Raw genomic sequence first — 16,264 nt, 5'->3', positions numbered from 1 at the left:
GTAGTGATGCGTTTTTTTAGGGACCTGATCGCACAAAGTCTTGACCGCACTCGAGAAGCAACGCTGGGTGTGCTGGGTATTCACAATCCAGGCCTGCGCAATCACTTAAGCCAGAGTATGGTGAACGTTTTAGGGGATAATGGATGTTTCCTGGCACCGCCAGTTTTTGAGCACACCTTTGGTTGGGAAGAGTCGAATTTAAAATTGCAAGATCTGCAGGGCAAGTTGCTTTCGACAAGCCTGCTGGACACCTTGGAGAAGCCGCACTATCGACCAGATCCGAATCTTTCTGCCGAAAAGCGACCTTACAGATTCTCTAGGCACCAATCTCCCTACACCCATCAGCTAAAGGCCTGGCGTACTCTTCTCGACGAACACCCGCGCTCGGCTGTCATCACCACCGGTACCGGTTCGGGCAAGACTGAATGTTTCATGGTACCTATTCTTGAGGATTTGATTCGAGAACATGAGCGCAGCGAAGCTGCCCTGGTTGGCGTCCGCGCTCTTTTCTTATATCCGCTCAATGCACTAATCAATTCTCAGCAGGAGCGACTCGACGCCTGGACTTATAAGTACGGCAACAACATCCGTTTCTGCTTATACAATGGTAAGACTGAGGAACACGCTGATAAGGTTCGTAAGGATCAGCAGCAGAAGTCCAACCAGATTTTGTCGCGGGAGTTACTACGGAGAGAGCCGGCCCCCATCTTGATGACCAACGCCACAATGCTGGAGTACATGCTGGTGCGTCAGGTCGACAATCCCATCCTGGAAATCTCGCGTCAGAAACAATCGCTACGCTGGATCGTACTTGATGAAGCGCACACATACGTGGGCTCCCAAGCTGCCGAGTTGTCCCTGTTGCTTCGGCGAGTGGTGCAGGCATTTGGTAGGCAGTCTGAGCAGATCCGCTTTGTTGCTACTTCAGCCACTATCGCTGGAGTAGATGCTGAGGAACGCCTGAAGCGCTATTTGGCAGACCTTGCGGATGTACCGCTTGAGCAAGTAGATGTTATTGGGGGCTCGCGTGTCTGGCCGGACCTTGCTTTCGATTTGCCAAACAAGGAAATAGCTCTGCAGACAATCCGTGAGATCGAGCCGGAAGTTGAAGTATCACCGGCACGCTTTGAAATGCTTAGCCAAAGCAGTATTTCCCGATGTTTGCGTCACGCGGTTATTAGCTCGGATAAGCCTCTTGACCTCAACGATCTTATAGATGAGGTCGCTGATCAACTGCAGGGATGTAGCAAGAGCGAACAACAGCAAGAGGTACTCGACTGGCTCGATACCATGACTGGCACTCGACCAGCCGAAAATCAGCCGCCGTTTCTTAAGCTGCGAGTCCACCTGTTCCAACGCATGCTGCATGGCCTATGGGCCTGCGTCGATCCTAACTGCTCTGCTAAGTCCAATCATCTGCAGGACTGGCCCTTCGGCAACGTCTATGTGAACCAACGAACGCATTGCGTATGCCATGCGCCAGTTTATGAGCTCGGCTTCTGCGACGATTGCAAGACGCCGCACCTATTGGCAGAAGATCGCAGTGGAGAACTACACCAGCCCAGCCCTTATGCAGGCGATGAGTTCGCCCTCAATCACGAAAACGGTGGCGAGGACACACCAGTCGAACTGCTGACATCGAGTGTCGCCAGCACGCGCTTGATCATTGCCGGGCTGGCGACTGAGCATGAACCTTACTTCTCGATCACTCTTGATCTTGAGAGCCGGAAGCTCGGAGCCGTGAACGCTGAACGCAATATCGGCATCATACTTACCGAGGAGGAGGAGGATTGCTGCTGCAGCCACTGCGACAACTCGTCGTTTGGCACCAGTGATTTCCTGAGAAAGGCTTACCTCGGTGCACCGTTCTACATTGCCAACGCCGTGCCGACCGTCCTGGAATTCTGCCCTGATCCTGACAAGGCAGATTCCGAAGGCCGCTCCCCCGAAGAGCTCCCGGGGCGCGGGCGCAAGCTTATTACGTTCACCGACAGTCGCCAGGGCACCGCACGCATGGCGGTGCGAATGCAGCAGGAAGCCGAGCGCTCGCGGCTACGTGGGTTAGTGTTTGAAACACTAAGGAATGCACAAGCCAAGGCCGATGCTGTTCCTAAAGACACGCCTAACGGTAGTCCAGTCGAATTGCTCACTCTGGCTGAAAATCTGGAAAAACAAGGTTTAGCTGGCATGGCGGCAGAATTGCGTCAGCAAGCCGAACTTTTGCAGAGCGGCGCCGTACCTACCAAGGCCGAAATCATTCCGTGGCCACAGATGGCAGGCACTATCGCGGCAGCCAGGGATATCGATAAATTCATCCTGCGTTATAACCGCTATGCCAATCCGGCGCTATTCGATGGCAGCGAAGGTGGTCTGACCATGGCGCGCCTGCTGATGGCCCGCGAGTTCTCCCGGCGACCCAAGAACCAAAATAGCACGGAAACACTGGGACTGATCAAGGTCGGCTACCAAGGGTTGGAGAAGGTGGCGACCACTCCACCGCTGTGGGTTGATACACGCGCCATTCCCGCATTGGGCGCTGCAAATGATCCCCGAAGCGTTCTGACGCTGGATGACTGGCGCGACTTCCTCAAGGTTGCACTCGATTTCTACGTCCGAGAGAACACTTTCATCCCGATGGAAAACAAGATGCGCCGCTGGATGGGCAGCCGCTTTAGTCCTAAGGCGCTTTACTCGCCCAAGGGCGACGTGCAGGAAAGCAGTACCATCCGGAAGTGGCCGCAGATCAAGCCTGGCACGCCCCACCGTCTGATCAAGCTGCTCGAACTGGCAACCGGGCTGAATCGCGACATGAATGTGGATGCCGACAAGATCAATAGCTGGTTAGACGCGGCGTGGCTGGCGCTGGTCAATGCTGGCATTCTGGAGCCATCCGATACTGGTCACCGTTTGCGTTTGGAGTCCCTTACCTTCTCGCTACCTACAGAGGGTTGGGTCTGCCCGTTGACCCGACGCATCTTCGATAACACCTTCCGTGGCTTGACACCCTATTTGCCGCGAAAGCTGCTAAATCAGGATTACCGTTGCCAGAAGATCCAGCTTCCTACCTTGAGCACTCTAATGCCGGACGGCTCACCAGTACCCAAGCAAGCTCAGATTCGGCAGCTGGTTGCAAAAGACCCTGTCATCACTAATTTAAGAAAAGAAAGCCTGTGGACGGATATCAGTGACCGAACAGTCGAAGGCGGTTTCTACTACCGAACAGCCGAGCACTCGGCACAGCAGTCGGCAAAACGACTGGATGACTATGTCGAGGAGTTCAAGCGCGGCGATATAAACGTGCTGAATTGCTCCACCACCATGGAAATGGGTGTGGATATCGGCGGTGTTTCTGCTGTGGTGATGAATAATCTGCCGCCCCATCCGGCCAATTATTTGCAGCGCGCAGGTCGCGCCGGACGACGCAGCGAAGCTCGGGCGATCGCATATACGCTATGCAAAGCCGATCCGCATAACCAGCGAGCATTCTCCCATCCGAAGTGGCCGTTTGTGACCGCAATTCCAGCACCGAGCATTACCCTCAGTTCTGCTAGGATCGTACAGCGTCATATCAACTCTCTGTTGCTATCGTTATTCCTGCGTATGCACAGCAGCAATGATGGCGACCGAACAAAACTAACTCTGAAATGGTTCTTCGACTCAGACGAGTCGCCCTGTCAGCAGTTCATGGCTTGGCTCATGGCAAGCTCAGAAGAATATGGTAGTGCCGTGAAGCAACTTGCAAGGGGTACCTGCCTGAAAGGACGTTCGCTCAGCTCAATCACTGGCGAAACACAACAGGCGGTGCGAGACATCAAGGAGTACTGGCTGGGTGAACACCGCAATATCGACCATAAGTTGAAGTCAGTCAGTGAGGGCCCCTATAAGAAAGCTTTGACTCTAGAGAAGCAGCGCCATGAGAACGAGTATTTACTGCGTCATTTGGCATCCTCTGCATTCTTGCCGGGCTACGGTTTCCCTACCGATGTTGTGAGTCTCAAGACATACAACGTAGAAGATTTCATGCATCTGCAGCGAAAGGACAATGTTAGCCGCGAAGACAACATTTTCAACAACAAGGAAATGCCATCGCGCAGCTTGAATATCGCCATTAGAGAATACGCCCCCGGCGCTCAGGTGGTTATTGATGGACGTGTTTATCGTTCTGCTGGGGTCAGCCTGCAGTGGCATGGCGACGGGAAGATCAATGAGGCACAAAAGTTCGATGTAGCTTGGCGCTGCCCGGAGTGCGGAAGTTCTGGGGTGATCGAAAATGCCTATTCTAACAATAGCGGATTGTGCTGTTCGCATTGTACAACCCCGATTCCGTCAGCCGAATTATGTATGGTGTTGCGTCCAGGCGGCTTCTTGACCGACTTTTACGAGGAAACCACCAACGATGTTACTTCGCAGAAATTCATCCGCGTTGAGCGTCCACGTATTCAACTGAATGGTGAAAGTACTGCGCTACCCGACCAACGCTGCGGATTTGTGCGTTTTGGTCATGATGGTAGCGTTTTTCACCATTCAACTGGCGAGTATGAAAAAGGATATGCTGTCTGTATGACCTGTGGACGTGCAGAGTCGATGCTTGCCTCGGGCGAAATTCCCAAGGACTTGCAACCTGATAGAAGCCACCGCCCGGTTGGTGGGTTAGCCGGTAGTCACAAGGAGCGCGATTGCTCAGGCGAAACGGTTAAACCCAACATTCATTTGGGCTATCAGATTCGAACTGATGTGCTTGAGGTATTCCTCAGGAATCCCCTTACTGGAGAGTGGTTACGCGATACCTCTGAAGGTCGTTTAGTCGCTACGACACTAAGTGTTGCTATGCGCGACGTTATCGCAGATCAGATCGGTATCGCCAGCAACGAAATGGGATTCGGCTATCGTCTGGACCGTGACCGGGAAACTAGGGAGGGACGCGCTGTCATCCAATTGTTCGATGAAGTCAGTGGGGGGGCCGGATTTGTACTGACTGGTCTGGCTGATATTTCGCTGCTGCTGAGCAAGACTTTGGATAGGTTACGATGCCCTGCCAACTGCGAGAATGTTTGCTCGCACTGTCTGGCCAGTCAGGATAGTCGTGTTGAACGTGAAGAACTGGATCGCAATTTGGCGTTGCAGTGGATGAACGATTCTCGACTGATTGAGCATCTGGGGCTTCCCGATGTATTTACTGGTTTACATGGTGCTCGCTATTGCTCGGTCGGTCCGTTGCGCGAACTGAGCTACGCCATCAACTCATTGGATCATCGTGATCAAACAGCATCGATTTTGCTTTGTCTTCACGGTTCCTGTGAAGATTGGGATATGGACCATCCTCGTTTCCGGGAACAAGTGCTAACGTGGGCCATTTCAGAGAGGCTCAAAGTCCGCCTTGGGATTGCTACGACTGCTCTGTTAAGCACCGAGCAAAAGGAGACCTTTGCACTGTTTGAGCGCTTAGGCATTGAGCTAATCAAGCTGAATCCCACAGAGTTTCAAGCTCCGTACCTAATTGCACAACTCCCTTCACAGTCTGGTGTTCAGAGCCTGTACAGTAGCACTGACAGCGTTGGAGTACCTGGCTCCGACTGGCTACAAGGTCAGGCTGATGTGGTGTGGGCTACCAGCAAACTTATACCACCCGTCACCGGGAGTTCTATCGATAGCAGTAACTGGCACCAACAGCTACAAAATGCGCGTGTCGTTGAAATTTCTACGCAGCTTGATGGGCCTGTCAATACTCTGGAAAAACGCCTTTATTCACTGGTCAAAGCTCAAATGCCAGAACTGGCCGACTTGATCTCCAATGACCAGGCGATTTCCATCAGTTACTCGGATCGCTACCTAAAATCGCCCTTGTCGCTGATGCTCCTTACGGGTTTCCTGGAGTTGTTCCGGAGTGATGAACTTCAGTCTCTATCAATACAGACGCTAGCACCGAGCAGTAACCAGCCCAGCTACCTGCTTGGCCATGACTGGATGCGAGCGGATGACCAGAAGACCATAATCAAGCTCTGGTTCGAAGAGCAGTTCGATATCGCACCGGACATTATCCTGATGAATAAACCACGTGATCTGCTGCACTGTCGAATCATTACTGTGAAGTGGGCGTCGGGTAAATCCAGCAAGATCCTGCTGGATCAGGGTATGGGCTACTGGCGTGGAAGGATGCCATACAGGGATCAACTGAACTTTGATTTCAATGCTTCACATCATGATCAGAAAGAGCTCATGTATGATAAATATAATTACGTTCAAATACAGCCGGGTGGTGAATGGCCAACTTTCATGAGCTGCGTAATTGATTGATCATAAAAGCCAGTATTTGTTTTAAGCCGTTTAATAACGGCTTAACATAAAATATTTGGTATTCTTTTTCCTCAGGAAAATGAATGCTTATGATTACAAGTCGTTGATTCAAAAAATAAAGCTTATCTCACTACTGGAGCTGCCCAGCGAGGCAGCTCCATTTTATTCAGGCATATCTCTACACATATCCCATTTCGGCGAACGATCTACAACCATCACTTCCTACAACCACATGATCAATCACTCGAATATCCATTAGCCCCAGGGCCTCTTTGAGTCGTTCAGTAATGCGCCGATCTGCATCGCTAGGTTCAGGGTCGCCGCTAGGGTGATTGTGAACGAGGATGACCGCCGCGGCATTGTAGGCAAGGGCGGCTTTTAGTACTTCCCGTGGGTACACGCTGGCCGCGTCGATGGTGCCTCGAAACAATTCTTCAAAGCGGATAACACGGTTTTGGCTGTCGAGGAAAAGTACGCTAAATACTTCATGTTCATAGTCCTGAAGCAGTAACTGCAGGTGCTCGAATGCCTGCGAGGGCTGGGTGATCTTGCGGCCTTTGGCGAGCTTACGCCGCGCAAAGCGCTTGGCCATGGTGATGATGTCGGTTTCGGTAACGGGCGATGTAACGAGGTAGGTGCCCGCCACCTCCCCGGCTTTGAGTTTGGCGTGTGTCATGGTTGCCTCCAAAAAATTAAAAAATGCCGGGGTGGTGGCCCCGGCATCTATGTCGTTAATGGTTGAAAGGAATATCTGTGAGAGTGACCGTTCACGCAGCCATCACTTGGTTCATCCGCCGCTCCATCTCTTCATGAAATGCCTCCACCCGCTCAGCGATGGTGCGAATCATGATGTCGTCACGGTAAGCCCGTTTGATAAACAGCGGCATGCCGGGCCAGTAGCTCACGAAGTCGATCCACTCCCGTTCGCTGACCCACAGCCCTCCTTGGCATTGTGCAACATGCTCGGCGGGAATCTCCCCGCTCAGCAGCACCTCTATTTGGAATTTGGGCAGCTTGGTTTTGATTTCCAGCAAGCCGTTATCACCTACCAAACTGTCTGGTGAGTAGCCCACCTCGTGATTAAGGATAATGCCTACTTCCTGTGGCTCCAGTTCGCCAGTGGCATCGCGGTAAAGCACTCTTGCCACACTTTCTAGCTCGTGGCCCCGTCGGGTATGGGCATTGCCTTGAAACGGCTCTGCCAGTTCACCGGTAATCCGCTCGCCGATTAGTTGGTGCATATACGAAAAGGCCCCAGTGCCAAATCCACCAGGGCCTTTGCCGTTGACCAGCAGCGTTTTTAGCTCCGACATGGTGACGCGCCCTAAGCGCGCCGCTAGCCATTCGGGGGAGCCTTGCTCCATGTTGAGTATCTGCATGGATGCCTCCTTTACTTAGGTAGGGTTAGTACGCCGTTTACTTAACCGCACGTTTGGTGAGGGATGCCCGCAGCTTGTCAAAATCAACCTGAGGCACCTGAACGGCGGAACCGTACTTGCCGCTGAACCACTCCTGGGTCGTGGCGGGGCATTGGCTAATGAGCCGATGGATCTGTCCCGCCTGAAAGGGTGTTACTAGCTTTACTCTAGTGCTGGTGTTGCCGTTATCGTCCTGGCCTCGCGTCGTGATATTAAGCAGGGCGCTCAGCACGTAGCGTTTGCCATAGCTAGTAGACGAGCCAAAGGCCTGTACCGCGTTCTTGTTGCCGCTTATATCCGCAGGCAGAAGCATGCTGGTCTCTTCACGGTGACCGTCTTTATGCATCAGCACTCCGGTGACCTGAATGCCACGTTCTTGCGTCTGAATCCGGAAGCTCACTGCAAAGCCGTGCTTCTGCATAATGGGTCGCACGGTATCGACGATATCTTCCAGCGTGGCGTACTTACCGTTATTGCCTTGGCCATGTTCTTCGATGCTGGGTAACTCGGTCTGCATGGCCGCCATGGCCGCGCTATAGGCCATCATGGCCTGGCGATCCATCACCCGCTCCTGCATCTGTAATAAGCGTTCCATCTTGTCGATATCAACGTCTGGGTTAAGCGCCGCACGCTCGATGACCTGAATGATGGCCGTGCTTTCTGCAAGGTGAGGGGCAGGCACCGTAGGAACAGCTTGTAAAGAGGGTGCAGATAAGTCGTGATTTACCACATTAGTTTTAGTTGCCATGACGAAGTACCTTCAATAGGGATTAAAGATCGGCAGGAAGCTCACTAGGTGAAACGGGGCATAAGCGCAGCTCGGTGCGATAGAGCTGCCCCTTTGCCATGACGTAGGTCTTGGCATAGGTTTGGTCTTGGGTAAGCAGTCGTTCCGTTAGTTGGGTTAATGCGATATCTAAATCAAGGCTAAGATTGGCCATGGTGTGCTCCACGTAAAATGCAAAAAGCCCAGCCGTGTAGATGGCTGGGCTGATCGCGCTATCCAATAAGGGGTAAGATAAAAACCAAAAGAATTAGCAGTAAGATGATGAGAAGCAGCATGTCAGCTCACCAGGGCAAGGGCCGTTTGCAATGCCTCCTGCTTTAACTGAGCCCCTTGACCAAACCACGCTGAATCCAATCGAGTATCGTTACTACGCGCACGCTTGTCGTGATCCACGTACTCGGTAATAGCATTGAGCAAGCCCCACGCAGTATCTTTGGCAGTGTCGAGATGAGAACCGCGGCCTTCGCCGTGGTAGAGCTTCTGTACCTTGTTAAGCGCCCGATAGTTGGGCAGTTTGGAAGGATCGTCTATCGCCTTATCAATACCGCAGAGTACCGACTGAAAATACTGCTGTGCCTCGCCGTGGTCGACCTTACGTTCCGCTAACGCCTTCATGCGGTACATGAAGTCGTTCCACTGAGAAACAGAAATACCCAGCTGGCGTTTCACGGCACGGGGATCGAACTCCGAGCGGTGGGGCACCTTCACTGCCTGTGATGTGCCATCCACGGCAATCTGCAGCGTGTTATTACAGACCACCCGCACGGTGGTGGGGGTCGCCATAGTGGCTAGGGTGCCATCGCACGACGTCGCCAACAGCAAGTAGTCGTTCACCTCATCCTGGCCTTTCAGCGAGGTGCTTAAGCCGCTACGGGCCAAAGCCCAGAATTTACGCCCACCTTTAAGCACGCCCGCTGTCTCCAGCTCATAACCGGCGTATTCCGTTAGGTCGCGGTAAAACTCCAGAATCTCCTCAGGCTGCACCACCTTATAACGCTGGGACACCACGGACAGTGGTGCCTTGGTATCGGAGCGGTAGAGTACCTTCTGCTCCGGAAACGAGTGAATACTGCCAAGGTGGCTAGCTCCTTCGGCAATAAACCGCACTGGCGCTTCTTCAATATGCCAATTCATACCTGCCTGTTGCTGCCAGATTTCCAACGGTTGATGACGTGAAAGCTGCTGCCCCAGGCCATGCCAAGGGGTATCGCCAACGTAAGCCATGTGTTCAACGAGATGTGCCATAAATAAATCTCCAGACATAAAAAAACGCCAACGAAACGTCAGCGCTAATAAGTGTTTAAGTAAGGGAGTCGCCCGTAGGCGAAGGTAAAGGCCGAGGTTTAATAAGCAGACGCTAAGGGAGGATAGGGGTAGCGAAACGCTTGACCGCACGACAGGCATAGCCGTGGGGTGCCGTTACCCAAGGGCAGCCACTGTTCAAACAGCGAGTGGGCGATACGGGAGCCGGTTTGACCACCGGCGACCGCGCCCATCAATGCGGCAGGCAGCTTTGCGAGTGGAAAGCGAGTAATAGCAAGCGACAGTGGGCCGGTCATGGCCGTCGCACGCCAGGCACCGATGGCACTCCCTAACAAGGTGCTACCTACGACGCCAACGCGTTGGGCGGTTTCAAGGTTAAGCGTGCGCAGTGATGCACAGCGTGTGCAGGATGGGGGCATAAACAGCGCTCCTATGCAGAGGAAAAGGTTCCAGGGTGGTGGATGCATAGGAGTGATATAGGTCTGAATTTTTTTGGCTTTGACCTTAAGCATTTACGAGAATGGCAGCCGCCCCATGAACTTTATCGAGCAGTTAAAGTAAGTATAGTTATCTTGCATACTTGGCATGAGGCCTCTAAGATTTCACTCAACACACCCGCCAAGCCTATGTCTGTTACGGCAGTCACGCTCAAATCGCGCGGGTTTTTTATTGTCTGTACCTTGCAGGAGCTTGAATGAGGCAGTTCAGCAAACCCGCCATCACAGTGTCTGAACAACTTGCCTTGCTCAAAGCGCGTGGCCTGCAAATAAATGACGAAGCTCGCGCTACGCTTTTCCTGGAAGCAGTGAGCTTTTTTCGCCTAACGCCTTATATGCGGCCTTTCCAAATCCCTGATGATGCTGACCATAGGTTTCGACAGGGTGCAGGGTTTCGCCAACTAAGCCGCCTGTACGACTTTGATCGGCGTTTGCGGTTGTTAGTCATTGATGCCGTCGAACGGATAGAGGTCGCCGCCAGAGCAGCTATCTCAAACCATATGGGCCCCACGTATGGCGCCCATTGGTACTTGAACAAACAACTTTTCAAGAGCCGTTACGATCATGACCGTTTACTAAAAAGCATCGAGAGCACGCAACGCAATGCGCTGAAGGACTACCAGCGTGAGGCGGCACGTATTGAAAAACTGACGCAAGCCGACCAGCAAAGGAAAAAGCAGCTACTCAAGCGCCGTGCCCAGGAAAGCTATGCACGCCATTATACGCTTAGCTATGATGTGCCTACAGTTATGCCTGGGTGGGCAATGCTTGAAGAGCTGACACTAGGTGAACTGTCTCACCTCTACCAAGGCTTAGCTAAAGATATTGATCGAAAAATCATTGGACGGCGCTTCAACGTCCCTGCTCCCTTGCTAGAGTCTTGGCTGCACACTTTAACCTCGGTACGTAACATCTGCGCGCACCATTCACGGCTGTGGAATCGTGAACTCGGTATCAAACCCGAAATTCCTAAGCAGCAAAATTTTTCCTGGCCAACGTATTTACGTCGTGGCACTTCCCACACCCGCATCAGCGTAGTACTGGCAGCACTTCATCATCTCATGCAGCAAGTGAGTCCCCATACTCGCTGGCACGAACGGTTGGCTGAACTATTGCAGGAGTTTCCAGAGATATCACACGAAGCAATGGGAATGCCAAATAATTGGCAATCTGATAGTTTCTGGAATAAACAGTAATACAAGAGTGCTGCCGCATATTGGCGATTTATTTATCGTTATCAATGCTGGATGTAACCAGCTCTGCCACCTTGTTCAAAGCCTGCTTACGCTCTCCATAATAATCGTACCGGTCATAAATCCCCTCCACACCTTTTAGCTTATGGTTCAAGCAGCGCTCTGCAACGTGGCCAGGCACTCCCAGCTCAGCTAATAAGCTCCGACAAGTACGCCGCAGGTCATGCACGGTAAACTCGCCAATATCGCCCATTTTGTTCTCGGGCTGCTGCTTCTTGCCTGGTTCCTTACCGAATAGCTTGGCGATAGCTCGATTCAGTGTGTCCTTGCCCATATGGGGCTGCTTACTGCTACGGCGGCTAGGAAACACATAAGGCGAGCCACAAGCACGCACCTTCAGTTCCTCCAGCCAAACGATAGCTTGTGAAGGGAGAGGTATCTCAATCCCAACCCCAGATTTGCTACGTTCGCCCGGTAAACCCCATTTCGCATCCTTGAGGTCGAACTCTGACCACTTAGCCTCTGTAAGCTCTGTTTTGCGTACTCCTAAAACGACCAGCAGTGCGCAAGCAAGGTAGTTATCACGTGTAAAGCTAGTACGGTTCTCTCTGAACACAGCAAAAGCTTTACTGAGTTCATCAGTGCTTAGTGCTCTGTCCCTGCTTTTCTCGACCCCACCCGCATCGTTGACGTTAAAAGCTGAGGCAGGGTTATAGGTAATCAACCCTAGCTTGATGCCGTGGTTAAATAGCTGCTTCAAATACATCAAGGCATCATTTGCAATGGTTGGCCGACCGCTGCTGGTCACCTTTCTGACGATGGCACGTACATCCATAGGTGTAACGCTATCCAGCGTTAGTGAACCGATAGCGGGAGCAATATCCCTTTCAAATACTCGCTTCGGGATGTTGGGATGCTTAAGGCGCTTCTCTAAGTCTTGATGCCAGTCGTCGAATAGATCCTGCACAGTGTTGATCGCTATTTGCTCATCACGCCTACGCTCTGTAAGAGGATCTGTACCGTTACGAATCGCCTTCTGAGTCTCAACCACTTGTTCACGGGCTTCAGCCAGAGATAGCTGGGCGTACTTACCCAGCGTCATACCACGGCGTTTACCCGCAAAGGTATAGCGGCACATCCAGTAGGCAGCTCCTGCCTTAGGAATCATCAAATACAAGCCATTGCCATCACCATAGCGCCCTGGCTTGGCTTCTCTGATCAATGATTGGATTTTCTTGGCAGTAAAGCTTCCCATCCTCCCCCTCCGCTAACGTTTCAATTTTTAAAGCAGGTTCAATAACTTGTGCCAAAATTGGGTAGTATTTGCACGTAACTCTGCCTCAATGGTGGGTAGCATGGCACTTTACTACCCACTTTACTACCCACTTAGCGGTGGCTTAGGCTGGAACATGGTAGACAAGCGTAGACAACGCCTGATAATTAATAATTAAAAAACAATACTTTATATATTAACATAGACAATTGTAGACATTACTCAATATTCTGAATCTGCTCCCGCATCTGCTCAATCAGCACCTTCAACTCCACTGCACATCGTGTCGTCTCCGCCACTACGGATTTTGACGACAGCGTGTTGGCTTCGCGGTTAAGTTCCTGCATTAGAAAGTCTAACCGACGGCCTTTGGGGCCTTTTTGGGCGAGCTGGTGGCACACTTCTGCTATATGTGCGGTGAGGCGGTCTAGCTCTTCATCCACGTCGGCTTTTTGTGCCACCAGTACTAGCTCGGCTTCCAGCCGTTGGGGATCAAGTTCGGTTTTGGCGACTTCTAAGCGTTCCAGTAGTTGGGCGCGCTGGCGCTCTAAAATTTGCGGCAGCAAGCTGCGCACAGTGGCGACTTGTTCACTGACAGCCGTTAGGCGAGTGGTGATCATCTCAGCGAGTTTTTCGCCTTCCCGGGCGCGGGCGTCGATCAACTCGTCTAGCGCCTGGTCAAACAGGTTTTTGGCGGCGGCTTTAATGACGTCTTGATCGAGGTGCTGGGTTTCCATAACGCCGGGTTGGTTAAGCAATGCCAGCGTGGTGGGCGGCACGGCACTGGGCACCTGTTGCTGAATGGCGGCCAGGGCATCGGCTATTTCTTTTAAGCGCTGGGCGTTAACCGCAGGGGCTTGGTTGGCTTCGGCGGCTTCAAAACGCAGACTGCACTCTACTTTGCCCCGCGCTAGGCGCGTGCGTAAGGCATCGCGCAGCACTGGTTCTAGCTCGCGTAGAGCGTCGGGCAGCCGAAAGTGCGGTTCCAGATAGCGCTGATTCACCGAGCGGATTTCTACCTGCAGGGTGCCAAACGGGGCGGCCTGCTCGGTGCGGGCAAAGGCGGTCATGCTGTGTACGTGGCTGGAAATGGCCATGTTTCATCCTGGTAGTGAATAATGGTGTATAAAGCTTCGCCCTAAATGACTAGCCTATTCATTTGATTAAGTAAATGCTGTGCGAGAGCGCGCATCAAACACCTATTATTTCTGGCTGAACCTCTATGAGCAGACTGGGGTCCTGCGGCGGGGTATCAATCAGTTCGAAGACGCAGTCAATCATCTCAATTACATTTTGCCGAACCATCATCAAGCGCGGATGAAACGCAGCGGCAAGCGGATCCCAGTCAAAACATCCAAAAATGATGTCATCTAGATAATAGCCATTTAGCTGCAACCCACGAACGACGCCCTCAAGAGAAATCGTCGAGTTGACGAACATAGCACTGGGCAGAGTAGAACAATTACGCATGTATGTTTCCAGCGCAGCCTGGGACTTATCGGCAGCATAATCGCAGGGGAGGATATTCTCTTCCGCCGTCGCCAGCCCCATTTCCGCTCTGGCTTGCTTGAAGCCGGCAATACGCTCGCGGGTATTGTGATCCTCATCACGACCGCCAATAAATAGCACAGGGTCATCACTGCGCTTCTCTTTGGCAAGGCGGTTGAGGATGGCATGGGTAAGCTGTCGCGCGCCCTCACGGTTATTGGAAATCACCGATGGTGCTTTACTACCAGGAAGGTCGAGATTAATGCTTTGCACGCCGCTCTCGGCACACATCCGTGCAATCGTATCTGGATCCGTTGCCCCGGTGCATACCAGGCACTCGACACGGTAAGCAAGCATCATACGGGCAGCTTCACACTCTTGCTGGGGATCTCGATTCGTACACGAAACAATCGCAAACAGCCCCCGCCGACGCGCTTCCGATTCGAAGTGTTGGGCTATCGAACTGAAATAGCGGTTGTCGTACAGCGGCAGAATCATGCCAATGATACCTGAGCGCTCGCGCCGCAAGGCACGGGCCTGCATGTTGGCCGAATAGCCCTCCGACTGGGCTAGCGAAAGAATTTTGCTGGCAAGCTTCTTACTGATACGACGGCGCTGCCATGTGCCGTTGAGCACGGCACTGACGGTACTGGGCGATGTTTCTGCCAACCTCGCCAGGTCGTAAATAGTCAGCCGCTTGGATGAAGAATTGCTAACCACGTGGCAGCTCCTTGCAATTAGATAAAAGTAGCATTGACGTGATGATGCATTAGATCAATCCTACTCCATGCACAACCGATTGTGCATTCTCGATTAAATGACAATAGCGATGACGCATCGCTTAGGTACCACTCAACGTATCCAGCACTGTGTAACGTTTTTATGCATTAAATCCCTATGTATTGTGACGCTATGAAGAGCCTGCGCCATTTCATTTGACCATGGCGCAACGTACAGCAGCATTATTAAAGCGCTTCAATGCACTCTATTCCACTGATTGGGTCAGCCAACAGCAAGCAGGAAATCACAATGAAATACAAAGCACTTCTTACCGCAGCTACGCTAACAGGCATTATCGGCAGCACCGGCGCAATGGCTCAGGAGTCTCCTACAATTGCCGTGGTCGCCAAGGTCGGTGGCATCCCTTGGTTCAATGCTATGGAAATGGGCATTGAACAAATGGGTGAAGAGCTTGGCGTAGAAGCCTATATGGTGGGTCCCACCAGTGCTGACCCCGCCCTGCAGGTACGCGCAATAGAAGATCTAATCAGCCGTGGCGTTGATGTCATCGGTGTTGTCCCAAATGATCGTGAGGTTCTTGAGCCGGTATTGGAACGGGCACGTGATCAGGGAATTATCGTCCTGACCCATGAAAGCCCTGAATCGATCAACATCGACTACGACTTTGAAATGATTTCAGCGCAGCAGTTAGGTGAAGAGCACGCCAAGCTATTGGCTGACACTACCGGCTGCGAAGGCTCTTATGCCGTTTACGTCGGCGGCCTCAGCGTGCCCGCTCACAACGCCTGGGCCGATGCAGCCGTGAACTGGCTTGATGATAACTGCTCGGGCTTGACCCAAGCCGCTGATCGTTTCGGCGTTGCCGAAAGCGTCGACGATAGCCGTAACACCACCCTGGACTTACTGCGTGCCCACGAAGACTTGGCCGGTATCATGTCGTTTGGCAGCCAGGGAACCATCGGCGCGGCGCGGGCCGTGAAAGAGCGTGGCCTGGAAGGGGACGTAGCCGTCATGGGCCTTTTCTCTCCGGGTCAGGGCCGTCGCTTAGTGCATGAAGGCGTGATTACTGGTGGTTTCCAGTGGAGTCCTTTGGAGGCAGGCAAAGCATTCGTTGCCCTGGGCGAGATGCTCTATAACGGCGAAGAGATTACCGATGGTGCCAACTTGCCGGTACTGGATGAAGTTACCCTGGATGGCAAAACCATCTTTGCCTCACAGCCACTCAAGCTGAGCAAAGATAGCGTAGATGAGTTGGCAGAACTCGGCCTGTAAAACCGCCCTGCTTGGTCGTGTAGAGACTGCCGCGCTCC

12 protein-coding genes are annotated in these 16,264 nt (G+C 52.5%); 3 read left to right on the top strand and 9 right to left on the bottom strand.

What is annotated here, in order from left to right; translation table 11 throughout:
• The first annotated feature begins 6 nt into the window (after positions 1 to 6).
• On the top strand, positions 7 to 6,294 hold the full coding sequence (locus tag CEK60_RS18105) for a DEAD/DEAH box helicase (RefSeq protein ID WP_089040175.1): 6,288 nt from the start codon (positions 7 to 9) through the stop codon (positions 6,292 to 6,294).
• A 178-nt stretch (positions 6,295 to 6,472) separates the two neighbouring features.
• Here CEK60_RS18105 and radC read toward each other — a convergent pair whose 3' ends face one another.
• The 6 genes from radC to CEK60_RS18080 form a co-directional block, all read right to left on the bottom strand.
• A complete protein-coding gene (gene radC, locus CEK60_RS18100; RefSeq protein WP_446718666.1) occupies positions 6,473 to 6,886 on the bottom strand; it encodes a RadC family protein in 414 nt (137 codons plus the stop codon).
• 175 nt (positions 6,887 to 7,061) lie between these two features.
• Positions 7,062 to 7,673: a lambda exonuclease family protein gene (locus CEK60_RS18095; RefSeq protein ID WP_089040173.1), complete on the bottom strand. Its 612-nt coding sequence runs from the start codon at positions 7,671 to 7,673 to the stop codon at positions 7,062 to 7,064.
• 37 nt (positions 7,674 to 7,710) lie between these two features.
• Positions 7,711 to 8,460: an ERF family protein gene (locus CEK60_RS18090; RefSeq protein ID WP_089040172.1), complete on the bottom strand. Its 750-nt coding sequence runs from the start codon at positions 8,458 to 8,460 to the stop codon at positions 7,711 to 7,713.
• A gap of 22 nt (positions 8,461 to 8,482) precedes the next feature.
• A complete protein-coding gene (locus CEK60_RS22190; protein ID WP_156886210.1) occupies positions 8,483 to 8,653 on the bottom strand; it encodes a hypothetical protein in 171 nt (56 codons plus the stop codon).
• Positions 8,654 to 8,775: 122 nt separating this feature from the next.
• Positions 8,776 to 9,744 (bottom strand): DUF932 domain-containing protein, encoded by a 969-nt coding sequence (locus CEK60_RS18085; RefSeq protein ID WP_089040171.1) that lies wholly within the window; start codon positions 9,742 to 9,744, stop codon positions 8,776 to 8,778.
• Between the two features lie 98 nt (positions 9,745 to 9,842).
• Complete coding sequence (locus tag CEK60_RS18080) at positions 9,843 to 10,181, bottom strand: hypothetical protein (protein ID WP_089040170.1); 339 nt, start codon at positions 10,179 to 10,181, stop codon at positions 9,843 to 9,845.
• Positions 10,182 to 10,456: 275 nt separating this feature from the next.
• Here CEK60_RS18080 and CEK60_RS18070 point away from each other — a divergent pair, with 275 nt between their 5' ends.
• Complete coding sequence (locus CEK60_RS18070; RefSeq protein ID WP_089040168.1) at positions 10,457 to 11,455, top strand: Abi family protein; 999 nt, start codon at positions 10,457 to 10,459, stop codon at positions 11,453 to 11,455.
• Positions 11,456 to 11,483: 28 nt separating this feature from the next.
• Here CEK60_RS18070 and CEK60_RS18065 read toward each other — a convergent pair whose 3' ends face one another.
• The 3 genes from CEK60_RS18065 to CEK60_RS18055 form a co-directional block, all read right to left on the bottom strand.
• On the bottom strand, positions 11,484 to 12,707 hold the full coding sequence (locus CEK60_RS18065; RefSeq protein WP_089040167.1) for a tyrosine-type recombinase/integrase: 1,224 nt from the start codon (positions 12,705 to 12,707) through the stop codon (positions 11,484 to 11,486).
• A gap of 236 nt (positions 12,708 to 12,943) precedes the next feature.
• A complete protein-coding gene (locus tag CEK60_RS18060) occupies positions 12,944 to 13,822 on the bottom strand; it encodes a YicC/YloC family endoribonuclease (RefSeq protein WP_089040166.1) in 879 nt (292 codons plus the stop codon).
• Between the two features lie 94 nt (positions 13,823 to 13,916).
• Entirely contained in the window at positions 13,917 to 14,933 is a 1,017-nt protein-coding gene (locus CEK60_RS18055; protein ID WP_089040165.1) for a substrate-binding domain-containing protein, read from the bottom strand.
• 309 nt (positions 14,934 to 15,242) lie between these two features.
• Between CEK60_RS18055 and CEK60_RS18050 the strand changes: the two genes are divergently transcribed.
• Positions 15,243 to 16,226, top strand: coding sequence for a substrate-binding domain-containing protein (locus tag CEK60_RS18050; RefSeq protein ID WP_232471398.1), 984 nt, complete (start codon positions 15,243 to 15,245; stop codon positions 16,224 to 16,226).
• Positions 16,227 to 16,264: the final 38 nt, after the last annotated feature.

The sequence above is a fragment of the Halomonas sp. N3-2A genome, assembly GCF_002216165.1.
Classification (GTDB): domain Bacteria; phylum Pseudomonadota; class Gammaproteobacteria; order Pseudomonadales; family Halomonadaceae; genus Vreelandella.
The sequence above is the reverse complement of the archived record's forward strand: the minus strand, read 5'-3'. Positions and strand labels throughout refer to the sequence as shown.